Here is a 16,496-nt window from a genome sequence, read left to right as displayed (position 1 = left end):
GTCAGATTGTGGGGAACAAACCGAATGGATATGACGCCGCGCTTGCATCCGAAAGCGGAAGAACCACTCTATGCGCAAATCTATCGCCATTTCCGCGAAACGATCATGGACGGCCGATTGGCTGCGCATTCCCGGCTGCCGTCTGTCCGCCAGCTCTCCAGCTCGCTTTCCGTAAGCAAAATTACGGTGGAGACCGCGTATCAGCAGCTTGCCGCAGAGGGCTTCATCGAAAGCCGAGCGCGCAGCGGTTTTTATGTAGCCGAATTGGAGGAGCGGGCCATCGACGAATCGGGTGAACTGATCGTCTTGAGTCATTTGGCGAACGGACAGTCTACACATTCCCCCGTGCAGGAGGGCGAGGCGGCAGGAACCGAGCGAACAACAGCACCGCCGATCGCTTACCATTTTCACGGCTCGATCATCGATCTGGAGCATTTCCCGTTCACACAGTGGCGCAAATGCGCGAGTGAGGCACTGGATTTGTTCCGCGATGATTTTTCTTTTTACGGCGAGAACCAGGGGGAACCAGAGCTGTGCGAGGAAATCGCACGTTACTTGCAGCGCGCCCGGACGGTACGTTGTGACGCTGCGCAAATCTTGCTCGGGTCTGGCTTCCAGCAGGCCATCGGCTTTCTCGCCCTGATGCTTGGGCCCGATCGACGTATCATCGCGATGGAGGAGCCGGGGTATGCCGATGTGCGGGAGGTGTTTACGCAATATGGACACAAGGTGGTGCCGATACCGTTGGAGGAGGATGGGCTTGACGTCGAGAGTCTAGCGGAAAGCGGAGCGCATGCCGTCTATGTGACACCGGCCCACCAGTATCCGCGCGGCATGGTGATGCCGATCGGCAAACGGCTCCGGCTCTTGCAGTGGGCGCAAGAGACAGGCGGCTACATCATCGAGAACGATTATGACGGCGAGTTTCGCTACAATGTGAAGCCGACGCCATCGTTGCAAGGCTTGGATCAAGATGGCAGGGTCGTTTACATCAGCAATTTTTCCAAAGCGCTGTCGCCGGCATTGCGGGTGAACTACACCGTGCTGCCGCCTGCCCTGTTGGAGCGTTATTTGCAGCATTTTTCCTTTTACCCGTGCCCGGTTCCGCGCATTCATCAGCGCACGCTGCAGCTGTTTATGCAAAAAGGCCACTGGGACCGCCATGTGCGCCGGATGCGCAGCCTGTATGGGCGCAAGCATGCTGAGCTGCTTCATGCGATCACTTCGATCATGCCCAAGGATCGGGTGGAGGTTGTGGCCCAATTTGCGGGCCTTCATATTGTCCTGCGGATCAAGCTGGCTGCCACGGCCGAACAGTTGGCAGCAGAAGCAGCGGCCCGTGGGGTCAAGATATACACGACGACGAAAAGCTGGATGAGGCTAAATCTTGATGTTATGCCGCACATTTTGGTTGGGTTCGGCGGCATGCACATCGAGGACATCCGCCCCGGTATCGAACAGTTGCATGAGGCGTGGTTCGGCGCAGAAAAAAAGAGAGCCCGCGAATCGTGATCTCTCTTTTTTCGGCGTGTTTATCCTTTTTTCAGTTCGTCGGTTTTGACTAATTTGCCGTTTTTAAACTGCACGATGCTTGATTCCAGCAGCTCTCCTTTACCAAAGGAGGAGGTTGTTGGCGTCGTGATCAGCTTGAATGCATGGCGATGGACATAAATCTCCTTGGTGTCCGGGTTGTACACGACGTCTCCGCTCGGTTGCGAGCCGTCCGCGTTCGCGCCAGATTCGCCTTCAAACAGGTGAATCGTGCTGACGAGCTTTGCTTGACCTTGTTCATAGCGGAAAAGCGAAGCGTACGAATCATAGGGGATACCCTCGACAGAGGTATAAACGAAATTGACCAAAAACTCGGAAGAGCTCGCACCTGACATGTTGATGAAGTTTTTGGACAACAAATGCTTATGTGGTGAACGTGTTCGCGGATTGCTGTAATCCTGAGTGATCGGCTCAAGCAGGCGGTCGAGGACTGTCTGTGGCACAGGATTGCCGCTGCTAAAGCGCACAGCAGGGGTTTTGTTATCCCATTCCTGCTTGATCCCGAGCATATTGGCGACCGTCGCAACCGGTGCGTTGACGTTGCCGTTATAGATGAACGGCTCGGCTTTCGTATCAATGGTCTTGCCGTTGACAATCAGCTTGATATTGGCGAATCGCGCGCTAATTTTTTCCGTGAGTGATTTGGCATAGCCGCTGCCACCAAATGCCAGGCTGATTGCCAGGAGCGGTAGGATGTTGTGTCTAGGTTTTAGCTTCATATCGGTAGCTTCCTTTCGAAGTTCGTGTGTGTATCATGATAGACTTGTGGGGGTGCAGGAATGTTTCCGATCGTACCTTTACCCATTTTTACCTGCCACGAAGGGCGAGCGCATTTTTCACAAGCTTGATGAACTCCAGTTGCTCTTCTCCTTTGGCGACGGGCTGCGCCACTTCCAAAACCGATTCGAGCGAGCCATTCTGCACCCACGGACTTCCGCGCAAAATCTCGGCATATTGGGCAACGGCGCAGAGGAAGAGCAGCTCGGGTGCGGGCTTGCTGCTTATAGGGCCGATCGTCTTCTCGATTTCCTCCGTTTTTCCCGTGTCCGCGTTTTGATAGCGGAAGCGGACCTTACCCAGATCGTGCGAGAGATCTCCTCGCGGCTTCACTTCATATAGGGCGGTAACGCTGTGGCCACCGCCGATTTCGCCCCCATCCACGCGATCATTGCGAAAGTCTTGATCCGCCACGTCCCGGTTTTCATAGCCGAGCAAGCGGTATTCCGCCACCTGCTTGGGATCAAATTCCACCTGGATTTTGGCGTCCTTCGCAATCGTCTGCAGCGTGCCGGTCAATGCTTCGGTGAACACTCGGCGCGCTTCGGAAAAGCTGTCGATGTAGGCGTAGACCCCATCCCCTTTGTCGGCAAGCTGCTCCATCAACGTATCGTTGTAATTGCCCATGCCAAAACCGAATGTGCTGAGCAAAATGCCGTCGGAGGCGTAATTGTCGATGCGCTCCAGCAAGGCTGAGGCGCGAGTCTCGCCCACATTGGCGACGCCGTCCGAGCAAAGGATGACGCGGTTGATGCCACCGTTCAGAAAAGACTCTGCCGCCATCGCATAACCCAGCTGCAACCCTTCCTCAGCATTGGTTGATCCTTCTGGTATCAGATAGTCGAGGCTGGCCAAAATTTTTCCTTTGTCTTGGACGGAGGTCGGCTCCAGCAGGCGACGGCCGTTCGAGCCGTATACGACGATTCCGACCCGATCCCCCTCGGTCAGCTGATTCACCAGCACAGAGAGGCTTTGTTTCACCAGCCCAAGGCGGTTTTCCTGATTCATCGATCCTGAAATGTCAATGACAAAGACGAGATTCGCCGGCTTACGCTCAAGTGCGGCGATTTCTTTGCCTTTGATCCCGATCCTCACCACTTCGTTGCCAGGGGAAAACGGGGAGGGAGCAGCATCTGTGTAGATGGCGAAGCTGCCGGTTTTTGGTGGTTCGTATGCAAGCGGAAAATAATTGATGAATTCCTCAAGTCGTACGGCGCTTTCTGGCGGTAGCGAGCCGCGGGAAATGTAATTGCGCATGACCGAATAAGCCCCGGTGTCGACATCGACCGCGAAGGTGGAGAGGCGGTCGTCGGTTGTCGAGACAAATGAGTTGGTTCCGTATGATTCAAAGTACATGCCGTTTCCGAGGGCGCCTGGATTTGGTGCAAACGCAGTGCTATCCGCGCTGGACATTTGTCCCTGGAATTGGCTTTGCGCCTCGTTTCCGCCGACTGGAGCGGGTGCTTGGCTGCTGCTGCAGCCTGCAGAGACGAGTGACATTGTGACGATGAGCCCCATGATTTTTCTTTTTTTCATGGTAAAACCCCCTTTGATGCTAAGACGTGGAAAAATAAGGAATGTTGCACGAAAAAGCCCCGTGAAACAGGTTCACGGGGCGATCGGCAAGGCAAGCGCAAGCTGCTTTAGGCAAGCAATTCTTCCACGCTGTCGCGGAAGACTTTCGTATGGTAATCGATGTCTTCGATTGTTGTCTGCGAGGAGATCAAGGCCATGTTATGGAACGGCGTCATCAAAATGCCGCGGTTCAGCGCATACAGGTGCATGTAGCGGTCCAGCTCGTAGTCGGCTGCGGCGGCAGCTTCTCCGCCATTTCGCGGCGCTGTGTCGCGGAACCAGTACTCGGTGCGGCAGCCCAGGCGCTTGACGATCCACGGGAGCTGTTTCTCGTCAATCACAGATTGCACGCCGTCAGCAAATCGCTCGGCGAGCGCGATGTTCCGTTCGAAATACTCTTCGGTCAGCACATTTTCGAGCGTGGCGCGCATCGCCGCCATTGATAGCGCGTTGCCAGCCAGCGTACCGCCGATCCCACCGACATCCGCACCTTCCAGATCAATGGAACCGCGAATCATTGCAGCAACCTCATGGCTAAAGCCGTAGACGGCGGTCGGTATGCCGCTGCCGATCGCTTTGCCGACGGTGAGCATATCGGGCTTCAGTCCGTGTGCGCCGGTGTAGCCGCCAGGTCCAGCCGACATTGTGTGTGTCTCATCGTAAATCAGCAGCGTGCCGGTGCGGCGTGTGATTTCGCGCAGGGCATCGAGGAACCCTGGTTCCGGCTGGATGATGCCGATGTTGGTCATCGCAGGCTCCGCCAGTACGGCAGCGACGTCGCCGGGGGCAAGCGCTTTTTCCAGCGCTTCGATGTCGTTGAACTCCACAACCTTGGTGGTCATCGTCGGATCGATGGCCGGCCCGATGTTGCTCACGCGGCTGTGGGCATCCCCATCAGTCAGCGTGACGAACGTTTCGTCCACGGTTCCGTGGTAGCAGTAGTTGAAGACGAGCACATATTTGCGCTTCGTAATGTGGCGTGCCAGTCGGAGCGCGAAGCGGTTGGCATCCGTCGCGGAGACGGCCACTTGCCAATACGGCAGGCCGAAGCGGCGAGTCAGCTCCTCGCCGACCCAGATCGAATCTTCCGTCGGCAGCATGAATGTGACACCTTTGCGGACGCGGTCCGCGATCGCCTCGACAGAACCTGTGGGCGCATGCCCCGTCATCGAGCCGGTATCGCCGAGACAGAAATCGATGTAGCGGTGGTCATCCACGTCGGTGAAATAAGCGCCGGAGCCTTCCTTGACAAACAGCGGGAACCCGCCCGCCCATTTAACCATCCAGTTCATCGGCACTCCGTCGAGCAGGCTTGCTTTTGCCCGCTCGTACAGTGCTTTGGAGCGAGGGTGCGTTTCCTCAAACAGCTGCAGCTCTTTTTCAATCAGGGATTGCAGTCGTGTGCGATCAATCATGACTCGATTCTCTCCTTCACCAGAAAAATGGTTTCCGCTGAAATAAAAGAGCAATTCCCGTGCCATTAGAAAACCTGGCTACGCCATGCTTTTGGCTTAAGCCGCGGTTGCACTTATACTGGATAAGAATTATAAATTCTTAACTGTATGAGAAAAAGCCTGATAAGACGGACTTACCAGGCCATGGGATTCGTTCCCGGTTTTTCAAATTTGACAAATTGAAGCTGCAAGAAAGAGGGGAGCCGACAAAATGAGGCGATCCAATCAGGTTTGTTGTTTTTGACAACCATTTTTCAAATTTGACAAACGCTACGGACGTGCCCGAATGCCCAGTTCGCGGATGCGTCGGTACAACGTCGATTCGCTGATTCCCAAGAGCTTGGCCGCTTTCACCTTGTCCTCCACCGAATAGCCAGTTTCCCGCAGCACGCGCTCAATGATTTGCTTTTCGAATACATCGAGCTGTGCCTTCAGCTTGCGCGTTTCCTTTTCTCCCGAATGGGTGCGACGCAGGCGGGCGGGAATGCTGTCGACCGTGATGAGCCGCTCGGTCGCCAGATTGACTGCGTACTCCACGACGTTTTCGAGCTCGCGAATATTTCCCGGCCATTGATAGCTAACCAAAAGCTCCATCGTCTCCTGATCAAACCCGCTGATTTCCTTGCCGATCAAGCGGGCGTGCCTCGCCAGCGCTTGCGTGAGGAGAAGTGGGATGTCTTCCTGCCGTTCCTTGAGCGAGGGAAGATGGAGCGGGATGACATTCAGGCGAAAAAACAGATCCTCGCGAAATTCTCCGTCCGTGATCATCTGCTCCAGATCTCGGTTGGTGGCCGCGATGACGCGGACGTCGATAGACAGGGAGCGAGTGCTGCCGACCCGTTCGATCTCCCGATATTGCAGCACATGGAGCAGCTTTACTTGCAAATGGAGAGAAAGGTCGCCGATTTCATCGAGAAAAATCGTGCCTCCATTTGCCAGCTCGAACTTGCCGACTTTTCCGTTTTTGCTGGCGCCGGTAAAGGCGCCGGGCTCATAGCCAAAAAGCTCGCTCTCCAGCAAAGCATCAGGAATCGCACCGCAATTGACGGTGATGAACGGCCGTTTTTTACGGGAGCCGCTATGATGAATCGCCCGGGCGAATAAGCTTTTTCCCGTTCCGCTTTCTCCGGTAATTAGGACGGTCGAGTTGCTGAGCGCGATTTTTTGCCCTTGCTCCTTAACGCGCAGGATCGTTTCGCTGGTGCCGATGATTTCTTGGAACGAAGAGCTTTCTTCCTTTTCCGTCAAGTCATAGACCATCCGTCGCACATCAGCGCTGTCGCGAAACGATAGGACAGTGCCGATTGGTGCATGGTCTGCGCTGCTTGCGCCGTGACCGCTGGCATTGATCGGCATCACAGTTGTAAAAAAATGCAAGGGCATGCCGCCACGGCGAAGCGGGGAGCGCGTATGGATCTCTTCTCGATCGCGGTATCCAACGCCGCTTTGCAGCACTTCGTGAAAGGAACTGTCGGGCCAGATCTTGGAAAGGGCGATCCCGATCAGCTGCTCGCGCGTCTGCCCGATCAACCGTTCCGCCATCATGTTGCAGGATGTAATGATCCCGTCCTTATCGACAGCCAGGATGCCGTCGCGGATCGTTTCGACGATGCTCGTCAGCTCCGTAGCGATTTTGGTTTCGGAAACTTTGCTTGCGAGCAAATAGGCCATCCGTTCCAAAAAAGTAAGCAGAGGCCCGCGGTTGCAGAGGAGCGTATGGCGTTGCTGCTCAGTAAAGGCAACCAGCCCCATCAAGCCGATCACCCGTCCGCTTAGCTTGATGGGACAGCACACTTCAGCCAGCTCGGCCTCCAGCGCGGCGTAGTCGGCGTTGTTTTGGGCATCTTCGATGACATACGGCTCGCCGGTTTGCAGCACCTGGCTGTACGTGAGCCCGGACTGAACGTTTCCTTCTTCTTCCTTTTGCCCGATCTTTTCTTTATAACGCCCTGTTCCGGCGATGATGGTCAGACGGTCGTCGATGATCTCGACATCGATTCCCAATGCGGCGGTGATTGCTTCCGCAACCTCCTGAGTCGTCTGGCGAATATCCAATAAACGTGACATGGCAGGTGACCTCCGATCGCGTAGCCTAAGGAAAACGGCAGATGTTAGGAGAATTGTATCGAAAAAGCAGAGCGGCGGGCAATGATTTTGCGTTTGCGGTTTTCGCATGAAGGCAAATATTCAAGGAAATAATAGACACAACCTTGGCTAGATAGGAGGGCAGCGATGCGAGAGCAGGCTCCGGAACAACTGGAACCGTTATATCCGAACCTCCAGGATAACATTACAAGGGTGTTGGAGGAGCTTCATTACGCTTCAGACATTGTATTGCGCGAGCTTTTGATCGGCACGGAAGAAGCGCCGCTCCGGGCTGCGCTTTTTTATACGGAAGGCTTGGTGGATACGCAGTCGCTTCATCATTATTTGATGGAGCCGCTTATGCTCAAAATGGACCCGGCGGTGTGGGCTGCCGTTTTGCAAGCGGAGGAGGGCTTTTTGCAACGGCTCAAAAACGATGTGCTGACGGTCGCCGCCATCATGGAAATCGCCGATTTCGATAATTTGTTCACCGCTTTGCTGTCAGGCAACGTCATTCTGCTATTTGACGGTTTTGATGTCGGCTTTCTGCTGTCATTAAAAGGCTGGGAAGCCCGGGCGATCACGGAGCCATCGACAGAATCGATCATTCGCGGGCCGCGGGACAGCTTTACCGAGACGCTTCGTACCAATACCGCGCTGATCCGCAGACGCATCCGCGACACCCGACTGCGTGTGGAGCAGCGGATGGTGGGGCGATCGACGAAAACGGACGTCGCCATCATGTATATCGAAGGGATTGCCAATGAAACAGTGGTGGAAGAGGTGCGGGTCCGTCTGGACAGGATCGATTTGGACAGCGTGCTGGAGAGCAGCTTCATTGAGGAAGAAATCCAGGACCGCACCACGACGCCTTTTCCCACCATCTTCAATACAGAGAGGCCCGATGTGGTGTGCGCGAATTTGCTTGAGGGCCGTGTGGCTATCGTCGTGGACGGAACCCCGTTCGTCTTAACGGTGCCTGCCTTGTTCGTTGAGTTTTTCCAGTCTGCTGACGATTACTACCAGCGTTCCGATATCAGCACGCTGCTGCGTTTTCTGCGCCTGCTTTGTTTTTTTATCGCGCTGATTGGTCCGTCGTTGTACATCGCCATCACGACGTTTCACCAGGAGATGCTGCCGACCCAGCTTCTGATCAGCTTGGCAGCGCAGCGGGAGGGCGTGCCCTTTCCGGCGTTTATTGAAGCCCTCGTAATGGAAATCACGTTTGAGATTTTGCGCGAAGCGGGCGTAAGGATGCCGCGGGCAATCGGGCAAGCGATGTCGATTGTCGGTACGCTGGTCATCGGGACGGCAGCGGTTGACGCAGGGATCGTCTCTGCCGCGATGGTCATCGTCGTTTCGATCACTGCCATCTCGACCTTTGTGTTCCCCGCATTCAACATGGGCATTTCCGTGCGGATTTTGCGTTTTGGGCTGATGGGACTGGCTGCCTCGTTCGGCATTTTCGGCATTATTGTCGGCTTGATCGCGCTCGTCCTGCATTTGTGCAGTCTGCGTAGCTTTGGCGTACCGTATATGAGCCCGCTTGCTCCGATGCAGATTTCTGACCAAAAAGATGTGCTGCTCCGCGTCCCACGCTGGATGATGCTGACGCGCCCCCATCTGATCAGTTCCTGGAACAATGTCCGGCAGAAAAGCAACCGGCCAAAACAACGCCAATAAGCCAATGGAAAGGGGAGTTGGGGGGATGCGGAAAAAGGGACTTTTCTTGGGGCTGCTCTGCCTTCTTCTCTTTGTCTCTGGCTGTTGGAACCGGAGGGAGCTGAACGAACTGGCGATCGCGGTTGCACTTGCGATTGATAAAGATGGAAAAGACTACAAAGTCAGCGTGCAGGTGGTAAACCCGGGTGCGGTTGCAGCGAAAGGCGGAAACAACTCCTATTTGCCCGTGACGTTTTATCAGCAATCGGGAGGCACGATTTTCGAAGCACTGCGGAAAATGACCAGCGTGTCTCCGCGCAAAATCTACTTGTCCCATCTGCGCATGCTGATCATTTCGGAGGAGCTCGCGCGGAATGGCATCGGCAAAGTTCTGGATCTCGTCCTGCGGGATCAGGAGGTGCGGAGCGATTTTTATGTCGTCATTGCAAAGGAAGAGCAAAAAGCGGAAGATACGTTGAAAATTTTGACCACGATTGAAAAAATTCCGGCCATCAAGCTGTTTTCTTCACTTGAAGCGTCGCAGAAGGCGTGGGCGCCGACGAGTGCCATCACGCTGTTCGACTTGGCATCAACCTTGGCGGAAGAAGGCAAGCAGCCGGTTTTGACAGGGCTTGAGCTGAGGCACCTAAACAAACAAGGAGAAACCAGGGCGAATATTGACAGCATCCAGCCGATTACTACGCTTGCCTATTCCGGTTTGGGCGTTTTTCGGCGGGATAAGCTGATTGGCTGGTTGAATGAGGAGCAGAGCAAAGGCTACAACTATATCACCAACCAGGTGAAAAGCACGATCGGTGAAATCAAGTGCCCGAAAGGTGGAATTATGGGGCTTGAGGTCATCCGCTCACAGGCCAAAATCAAAGGGAAGTTCGTCAAGGGCCAGCCGGAAATCACGATTCAGGTCCGGGCGGAGGACAACGTAGGGGAAGTGGAGTGCAAGGTTGATTTGATGGATCCAAAGGTGATCGCTGAGCTGGAACAATCGGCGGAAAAACAATTTGAGCAATTGATTATGTCAACCATCAGCTCTGTGCAAAAGAAATACCAGGCAGATATTTTCGGATTCGGCTCGGCGCTTCATCGTGCCGACCCAAAGGCTTGGAAAAAGATCCGAAAAGATTGGGAGACCAAATATTTTCCCAAGCTCAAAGTAAACATCAAAGCGGATATTCATATCAGACGGCTTGGCAAAGCAAGCAACCCGCTAACGCAGTACATTAAGGAGTAGAACGTATGGGGAGTGTACTAGGAATACTCATCGTGATTTTGATCATTTGTTTGCTTGAGGTGCCGAGCTTGCTCAAAAAAAAGCAGAGACGGGAGCTGTTGGCGTTTTCAGTTCTGCTGCTCGTCGGGACAGGGCTGAATATCGCACTGGCGATGCATATTGAACTTCCGAATCCAATGGATTGGATCATTGCGGTGTACAAACCGGTCAGTGATATGGTTGACAGTCTTTTCAAATGAGCATGGGCCTAGGGGGCTAAAAAGAAAAGCAACCGTCGAACAGCGGATCGTTTCCGACGGTTGCTTTTTTATACAGCTCGAAATGGTTTTGATCTGTAATGGCATGTGTTTTCCACTCAGTCACTGATGACCAAAATATTTTTTGGAATTTGACCGGTACGGCATATCTGGGAAATGGTTTCATCTGACATCCGACCACAGACGAGGATCAGCGATGTCGTGATGTTGTCAAAGCCGAATCTCGAAAGCCGGGGGATGTTTTGGGAACCGCGGAAGACTCTGACTTTGCCTTTAAAATTAGCTGCGGAGAACAACACAAGCGTCACATTGTCGGGTTCTCTCAAATTGCTGACACGAAAACTAGAGAGCCTGTTATTGAAATCGAAGGCGTGCATATCGCGGATAGCAACACCGCCGCGTTTAAAGCGGATCCGGCGACCCTTGTAGTTTTTCTGGGAATACAGCGAAAGACGAAGACTGGTTTCCATATCGTTTCACCTCATTCTCATAATGATAGTTACACAATATGTAAGAGTCAGGTCGGGTTCTTGTACGAATGTGAATGGTCATCTGCTTGTTTTCACGTTTCTACGGGTGAAAGATCAGCAAATCTAGCACATTATTGCGCGTCATTTGCCTTCAGGAAAAGGTTGTAACTTTATTCCTACTCGTTCGTCATACTTACAGAGTTGGAAAAAATATTCTGCCAGAGTAACTGAGGGGTAATGCAGATGAGCAATAAGCCAGGAGAATTAACCGCAGTCGGAATCAATCACAGCTATGGTGCGGGCAAGCTGAAAGTGCCGGTACTGTATGATGTGGGGTTGCATATCAACAACAGTGAATTCATCGCGCTTTGCGGGACGTCAGGGTCAGGAAAATCTACGCTGCTCAGTCTGTTGGCGGGACTGACGAGGCCGGAGGAAGGGCAAATCTTCATTAGCGGCGAGGAAATCTCTCGATACAACGAAAATCAGCTGTGCTTGTTCCGGCGCAGATCGATGGGCTTCGTCTTCCAGTCCTTCAACCTGCTGCCCAATTTGACCGCATTGGAAAATGTCGAGCTGCCGCTTGTCTTCCTCGGCGAGAGCAGGCGCAACCGGATCAAGCGGGCAAAGGAAATGCTTGCGATGGTTGGCTTGGAAGAACGAATGAAGCACCGTCCCAATGAATTGTCGGGTGGACAGCAGCAGCGCGTTAGTATCGCCCGCGCCCTTGTAACCAAGCCGAGCATCGTTTTGGCTGATGAGCCGACAGGGAACCTCGACAGTGCGACGGAAGAGGAAATCTTGATCCTGATGCGCGAGATGAACCGCGAAAACAAAACGACGTTTGTCATCGTCACACACGACCAAGGGGTGGCGGAGATGTCGGATCGCGTTATTTATCTCAAGGATGGCAGGGTCATCCAGAAGGAAGGCATGCTGGCGTAAATCATGCAAATGCATAAAAAGGTGTGGGAGAATTGAAACTATTGGATTCATTGGGGATTGTGTGGCGCAATCTGTGGCGGATGAAGCTGCGGACGATCCTGACCTCGATTGGGGTCATGATCGGTACGGCTGCGATTGTCGCCATGATCTCGCTCAGCTTGGGCCTGAAGGAAAGCGCGGTAAAAAGTCTGGAGAATTTCGGGAACCTCACCGAAATGGAAGTCGCACCGATGTATTGGGACGAAAAAACACAAAAGCCGATTCCGCCTGACAAACTGAAAAAGCTGAATGAGGATGCAGTGCTGGAGCTCAAGCAGATTCCCGGCGTACAAGCCGTCATGCCAACCAGGCAGCTGCACAGCGACGCCAAGCTGAAAATCGGCAGGCGCGAAGGACATCTTCAAATAATCGGCGTAGACGTCAAGGAATCGAGCGCCATGAAAAAAAGCACGGTTGAAAAAGGGGAATACCTCAGCGGACAACCCAACGAAATCGTCATTTCCTACGAGGTTCCCCGCGAAATGCGCGATGTGGAAAAAGATAAGCGTGAAGAGCGGAAGCGCCGCGCCAATGATCGGGCAGGGCGCCCAGCCGATATGGGTGGTGGATTCGGAGGAGAAGGCGGCCCTGACATGCCAACTGCTTTCAATGCGGTAGGCAAAACCGGAACCTTCGTTCTGAGCCGCGATTACGAAGACTCGAACGGTGACCGCAAATTTGAAAAAAAAGAAATTCGCGTACGAGTGGTCGGCCAATTCCAGAAAGAAGAAAACAATCGCTTTGGCCGAGGCCCGGTCGCCTATGTGCCCCTTGCCATGGTGGATGAAATGAACAAGTGGCTGGAGCAGCAGGACCAGCAAAATAATGGCAGTGACGCGCCACGCAAGCGCTCTCGCAACGATAAGGCGAAGCCGGAATTCGAGAGCATTTTTGTCAAAGTCGACAGCCGCGAGAACGTGGAAAAAGTTGTAGAAGGCGCGCAAAAATTCGGGTATGAAATTTATTCTCCAGCGCGTGAGTTAAAGGAAATCAATAAGTTCTTCTTTGTCATTCAATTGATTTTGGGCGGAATTGCCGCGATCTCGTTGCTCGTTGCGACAATCGGGATCGTCAACACCATGATCATGTCCATCCTGGAACGTACGAAGGAAATTGGGATCATGAAAGTTATTGGCGCGACCGTTTACAATATTCGCTGGCTGTTTTTGATCGAGTCCGGCTTTATCGGGCTGATCGGCGGCATCACGGGATTGGGTCTCGCATACGGCGCGGTAGAAATCCTCAATTATGTCGCAGCCAGTAATCCGGATTTCAATTTGTTCGGCGGACGCATGCCTGCCGGAGATACGCCGACGAAGCTGGCGGTTGTCCCATTGTGGCTCGCCATGTTCGCCATCGGATTTTCATTCGTCATCGGCTTGTTGGCGGGGATCTTCCCGGCGTTCCGCGCGTCCCGTCTAAGTCCATTGCAAGCGATTCGTTCCGAATAGATCAAATAGAGATAAGAAAAATAAAAGTCGTGAGCAGAATGAGAGGGTACTATGAGCAAGAAGAAGTGGATCATTATCAGCAGTCTCGTGGTTGTGTTGGGGGGCGGAGGCTACGGTGGCTATCATTATTGGAAAGCAAATTCAGCCGCGGAGGAACCAGTCATGGAGGAGAAGCCGCAGCTGCCAACGGTTGCTGCTGACACGGGCGAGGTCAAGAAGACGATTTATTCGACCGGGACTGTAGAAGCCAAAGCGCATGAAGAGGTAAAGTCGGACATGTCAACAAAGGTGGAACGGATTCTGGTCAAGGAAGGGCAGCATGTCAGCAAAGGGACACCGCTGTTCACGTTTGACAGCGCAGATGCGGAATTGCAGATTCAAAAGCAAGAGATCGCGCTCTCCAAATTGGAGCGGGATATGCTAGAGTTGGGCAAACGCAAGGACAAGATCGTTTCGGATAAGAAGGGCAAGATCAAAGAGATCATGGTCAAAGCAGGGGAAACGGTATCCACCAATCAGGTGATCGCCAAAGTCATCGACATGGACCATCTGAAGATCGTGGGAAAATTTTATTCCGTGCAATCAACCAAGTTCCAGGTCGGCCAACAAGTGCGCGTCTTCTTGCGTGCATCGCTCACCTACACAGAGGGGATCGTAACCAATATCGATCAGGCCGGGAAAAAGGTGGAGAACGCCGGCGTGCTGTATGACGTTGAGGTGTTGGTGAAAAAGGACAGCGGATTGGGCGTCGGCGACATCGGCCAGGTCGAATACCGCGGGCCAAACGGCGAGATTGGGTTGAGCCAAATCGTCACCAAGTTCGAATTCCCTGAAGAGATGGAAATCGTTGCGGGTACAGAGGGGAAAGTAAGCAAAGTGCTTGTGAAGGAAGATGACGCGGTGCAGCCAGGCCAAACGATGGTCGAGATGGACATGGAAGCGAGCGATCTGGAAAAGAAAGAAAAAGAGATTAACTTGAAAGAAGCGCAGCTTGATTTGATCCAGAAAAAGCGCGACTTGAGCAAAAAGCAGGTGACGGCAACAGTCGGCGGCGTCGTGACCAAGATCAACGCCAAAGAAGGCGAGCAGATCGACGGCAGTAAACCAGCGATGGTCATCATGGACATGTCCTCTGTTTATATGAAGGCATCCGTCGACGAGGTGGACATTCCTTACATCCAGGTGGGGCAAACCGTCGATGTATATGTGACGGCGTTCGGCAATCAGGTTTTCAAAGGGAAGGTCGTAGAAATTCCGCAGGAAGGTACCACGCAGGACAAAACCGTTCGCTTTGAGGTGAAAATCTTAATCGCCGACGGTGGCAAGATGAAGCACGGAATGACGGGCGATTGCGACATCAATGTCAACAGGGTGGAAAACGTGGTGCGTCTGCCTGTGAATGCGGTGGAAGTGCTTGAAGAAGGCAAAGGCACCGTCATGGTGAAAGATCCAAACAGTGGCGAGCTGATGCCGAAGGAAGTAGAGATTGGTATTGAAGGCGCCGAGTTCATTGAGATCAAGAGCGGTGTTAAAGCCGGCGATGAGGTCATGGTGACAGGCGGTATGGGATAAGATACGGGGCAGCCTCTTCTTGCGATGGAAGAGGCTGCTTTTTTCAGGCCGCGATCAGAAATCCCCTGTTATAATGAAAAAACGCATAGTACGTTACGGTAAAGAGGGGATTCGATTGAAGGCGATTTTGCTTGGCATCGCGGCATCATTTTTTTTCGCATTTACCTTTGTTTTGAATCGGGCGATGGACTTGTCGGGTGGTAGCTGGCTGTGGAGCTCATCGCTCCGCTACTTTTTCATGGTTCCGCTTTTGCTTGGCTTGGTCTGGTATCGCGGTAATTTGCGGGCGCTGTTCGTGGAAATGAAACAGCGGCCGTGGGCATGGGTATGGTGGAGCTTTGTCGGCTTCGGTTTATTTTATGCCCCGATCACCTTCGCCGCGGCTTACAGTCCGGGCTGGCTTACGGCCGGCACTTGGCAAATCACCATTGTGGCGGGCTCGCTTTTGGTCCCGTTTTTTCAGGATGCAGACGGAAGGAGGCAAAAAATTCCGCTGCACGGCCTCTGGATGTCAGGCTTGATTTTGCTCGGAGTCGCCGTCATGCAGCTGCAGCATGCCGAAGGCTTGTCCATGGCGCAGCTGATGTTCGGCGTCATCCCGGTCTTGATCGCCGCCTTCGCCTATCCGCTAGGCAACCGCAAGATGATGGCATTGTGCCAAGGGCGCCTCGACGCCTTTCAGCGGACGCTTGGCATGACGATTGCCAGTTTGCCGCTATGGGTGATCATTGCGGCGATCGGGTGGAATGAAGCGGGCTTGCCCTCATCCGGCCAACTTGTACAGACGCTCTTGGTCGCCATCACGTCCGGCGTCGTGGCGACGCTGCTGTTTTTTTCGGCGACCGACATGGCCAAAGGCAATGCCCAGCAGCTGGCAGCAATCGAGGCGACACAAGCGGGAGAGGTGATCTTTGCAGTCGTCCTGGAGATGCTGATTTTGCAAGCGCCGCTGCCGTCAGTATGGTCAAATGTCGGGATGGCGCTCGTGATGGTAGGAATGGTTTTGCACAGCATTTTGGGTCAGCGAAAACCGCTGGAAAAAAGCCCGTAATATTGTTCACAAAATTGTTAACAAATTGCTAACAAAAGACAAATTCTTTCCAATGTTTTTTAGGTATACTTAATGAGAAGTAGCTCTCCCGGGCTATGCCAAACCCGAGTGAGCCGCTTTTTTCTGTGAAAAGCGGTTTCCACGTTTTTCATAATTTAGGTTATGACCGTTCGCGGTCAAACAAAACGGCCCCGACCGTTTTGCACTTATTCGATCACTGATCGCTGGTGCTCTTTTTTGCCTTGGGACTGGGGAATGTTTGCTATTACTTTTTATCTTTGTGGTTATGATAAGAGATGGAAGTAACCTGCCGAGCATTCATTCGGTATTCGTGTAAAAAAGGGTGCTAATAGATTTC

The 16,496-nt window shown here is 53.2% G+C and carries 13 protein-coding genes; 8 read left to right on the top strand and 5 right to left on the bottom strand.

Features of this window, described 5'->3' with window-relative positions:
* The first annotated feature begins 24 nt into the window (after window positions 1-24).
* On the top strand, window positions 25-1,512 hold the full coding sequence (pdxR, locus tag EDM56_RS18400; protein ID WP_122919383.1) for a MocR-like pyridoxine biosynthesis transcription factor PdxR: 1,488 nt from the start codon (window positions 25-27) through the stop codon (window positions 1,510-1,512).
* A gap of 20 nt (window positions 1,513-1,532) precedes the next feature.
* Here the strand turns inward: pdxR and EDM56_RS18395 are convergent, their stop codons facing one another.
* The 4 genes from EDM56_RS18395 to EDM56_RS18380 all read right to left on the bottom strand — a co-directional run bounded on the left by EDM56_RS18395 (window position 1,533) and on the right by EDM56_RS18380 (window position 7,424).
* Window positions 1,533-2,270 (bottom strand): stalk domain-containing protein, encoded by a 738-nt coding sequence (locus EDM56_RS18395; protein ID WP_122919382.1) that lies wholly within the window; start codon window positions 2,268-2,270, stop codon window positions 1,533-1,535.
* 88 nt (window positions 2,271-2,358) lie between these two features.
* Entirely contained in the window at window positions 2,359-3,864 is a 1,506-nt protein-coding gene (locus EDM56_RS18390) for a vWA domain-containing protein (protein ID WP_122919381.1), read from the bottom strand.
* Between the two features lie 107 nt (window positions 3,865-3,971).
* Window positions 3,972-5,318 (bottom strand): aspartate aminotransferase family protein, encoded by a 1,347-nt coding sequence (locus EDM56_RS18385; RefSeq protein WP_122919380.1) that lies wholly within the window; start codon window positions 5,316-5,318, stop codon window positions 3,972-3,974.
* A gap of 309 nt (window positions 5,319-5,627) precedes the next feature.
* Entirely contained in the window at window positions 5,628-7,424 is a 1,797-nt protein-coding gene (locus EDM56_RS18380; RefSeq protein WP_122919379.1) for a sigma-54-dependent Fis family transcriptional regulator, read from the bottom strand.
* A gap of 165 nt (window positions 7,425-7,589) precedes the next feature.
* Between EDM56_RS18380 and EDM56_RS18375 the strand changes: the two genes are divergently transcribed.
* From EDM56_RS18375 to EDM56_RS18365, 3 genes are read left to right on the top strand one after another with little or no spacing between them, the layout of a single operon-like run.
* Entirely contained in the window at window positions 7,590-9,125 is a 1,536-nt protein-coding gene (locus tag EDM56_RS18375) for a spore germination protein (RefSeq protein ID WP_122919378.1), read from the top strand.
* A 25-nt stretch (window positions 9,126-9,150) separates the two neighbouring features.
* A complete protein-coding gene (locus EDM56_RS18370) occupies window positions 9,151-10,353 on the top strand; it encodes a Ger(x)C family spore germination protein (RefSeq protein ID WP_122919377.1) in 1,203 nt (400 codons plus the stop codon).
* A 5-nt stretch (window positions 10,354-10,358) separates the two neighbouring features.
* Window positions 10,359-10,592, top strand: coding sequence for a hypothetical protein (locus tag EDM56_RS18365; protein WP_122919376.1), 234 nt, complete (start codon window positions 10,359-10,361; stop codon window positions 10,590-10,592).
* Window positions 10,593-10,708: 116 nt separating this feature from the next.
* On the opposite strand, the gene EDM56_RS18360 is transcribed toward EDM56_RS18365, so the two are convergent.
* Window positions 10,709-11,080: a beta/gamma crystallin family protein gene (locus EDM56_RS18360; protein WP_122919375.1), complete on the bottom strand. Its 372-nt coding sequence runs from the start codon at window positions 11,078-11,080 to the stop codon at window positions 10,709-10,711.
* 243 nt (window positions 11,081-11,323) lie between these two features.
* Here EDM56_RS18360 and EDM56_RS18355 point away from each other — a divergent pair, with 243 nt between their 5' ends.
* The 4 genes from EDM56_RS18355 to EDM56_RS18340 all read left to right on the top strand — a co-directional run bounded on the left by EDM56_RS18355 (window position 11,324) and on the right by EDM56_RS18340 (window position 16,138).
* Window positions 11,324-12,025, top strand: coding sequence for an ABC transporter ATP-binding protein (locus EDM56_RS18355; RefSeq protein WP_122919374.1), 702 nt, complete (start codon window positions 11,324-11,326; stop codon window positions 12,023-12,025).
* 32 nt (window positions 12,026-12,057) lie between these two features.
* Window positions 12,058-13,515 carry an ABC transporter permease gene (locus EDM56_RS18350; RefSeq protein WP_122919373.1) on the top strand — a complete coding sequence of 486 codons (1,458 nt, stop codon included), beginning with the start codon at window positions 12,058-12,060 and terminating at the stop codon, window positions 13,513-13,515.
* A gap of 51 nt (window positions 13,516-13,566) precedes the next feature.
* A complete protein-coding gene (locus EDM56_RS18345; RefSeq protein WP_122919372.1) occupies window positions 13,567-15,087 on the top strand; it encodes an efflux RND transporter periplasmic adaptor subunit in 1,521 nt (506 codons plus the stop codon).
* 115 nt (window positions 15,088-15,202) lie between these two features.
* Window positions 15,203-16,138, top strand: a complete 936-nt coding sequence (locus EDM56_RS18340) for a DMT family transporter (protein WP_122919371.1) — start codon at window positions 15,203-15,205, stop codon at window positions 16,136-16,138.
* The last annotated feature ends 358 nt before the right edge of the window (window positions 16,139-16,496 follow it).

This window comes from Brevibacillus fluminis (assembly GCF_003710825.1).
Lineage (GTDB): Bacteria > Bacillota > Bacilli > Brevibacillales > Brevibacillaceae > Brevibacillus_D > Brevibacillus_D fluminis.
Note: the sequence above shows the minus strand (reverse complement) of the source record. Positions and strands in the feature narration are given on the sequence as shown.

What these genes read in the sequence shown, in the direction of transcription:
- EDM56_RS18390 (WP_122919381.1), bottom strand. Translation starts at nt 3,864, where the DNA reads ATGAAAAAAAGAAAAATCATGGGGCTCATCGTCACAATGTCACTCGTC.
- EDM56_RS18360 (WP_122919375.1), bottom strand. Translation starts at nt 11,080, where the DNA reads ATGGAAACCAGTCTTCGTCTTTCGCTGTATTCCCAGAAAAACTACAAG.
- EDM56_RS18355 (WP_122919374.1), top strand. Translation starts at nt 11,324, where the DNA reads ATGAGCAATAAGCCAGGAGAATTAACCGCAGTCGGAATCAATCACAGC.
- EDM56_RS18365 (WP_122919376.1), top strand. Translation starts at nt 10,359, where the DNA reads ATGGGGAGTGTACTAGGAATACTCATCGTGATTTTGATCATTTGTTTG.
- EDM56_RS18370 (WP_122919377.1), top strand. Translation starts at nt 9,151, where the DNA reads ATGCGGAAAAAGGGACTTTTCTTGGGGCTGCTCTGCCTTCTTCTCTTT.
- EDM56_RS18345 (WP_122919372.1), top strand. Translation starts at nt 13,567, where the DNA reads ATGAGCAAGAAGAAGTGGATCATTATCAGCAGTCTCGTGGTTGTGTTG.
- EDM56_RS18380 (WP_122919379.1), bottom strand. Translation starts at nt 7,424, where the DNA reads ATGTCACGTTTATTGGATATTCGCCAGACGACTCAGGAGGTTGCGGAA.
- EDM56_RS18395 (WP_122919382.1), bottom strand. Translation starts at nt 2,270, where the DNA reads ATGAAGCTAAAACCTAGACACAACATCCTACCGCTCCTGGCAATCAGC.
- EDM56_RS18385 (WP_122919380.1), bottom strand. Translation starts at nt 5,318, where the DNA reads ATGATTGATCGCACACGACTGCAATCCCTGATTGAAAAAGAGCTGCAG.
- pdxR (WP_122919383.1), top strand. Translation starts at nt 25, where the DNA reads ATGGATATGACGCCGCGCTTGCATCCGAAAGCGGAAGAACCACTCTAT.
- EDM56_RS18375 (WP_122919378.1), top strand. Translation starts at nt 7,590, where the DNA reads ATGCGAGAGCAGGCTCCGGAACAACTGGAACCGTTATATCCGAACCTC.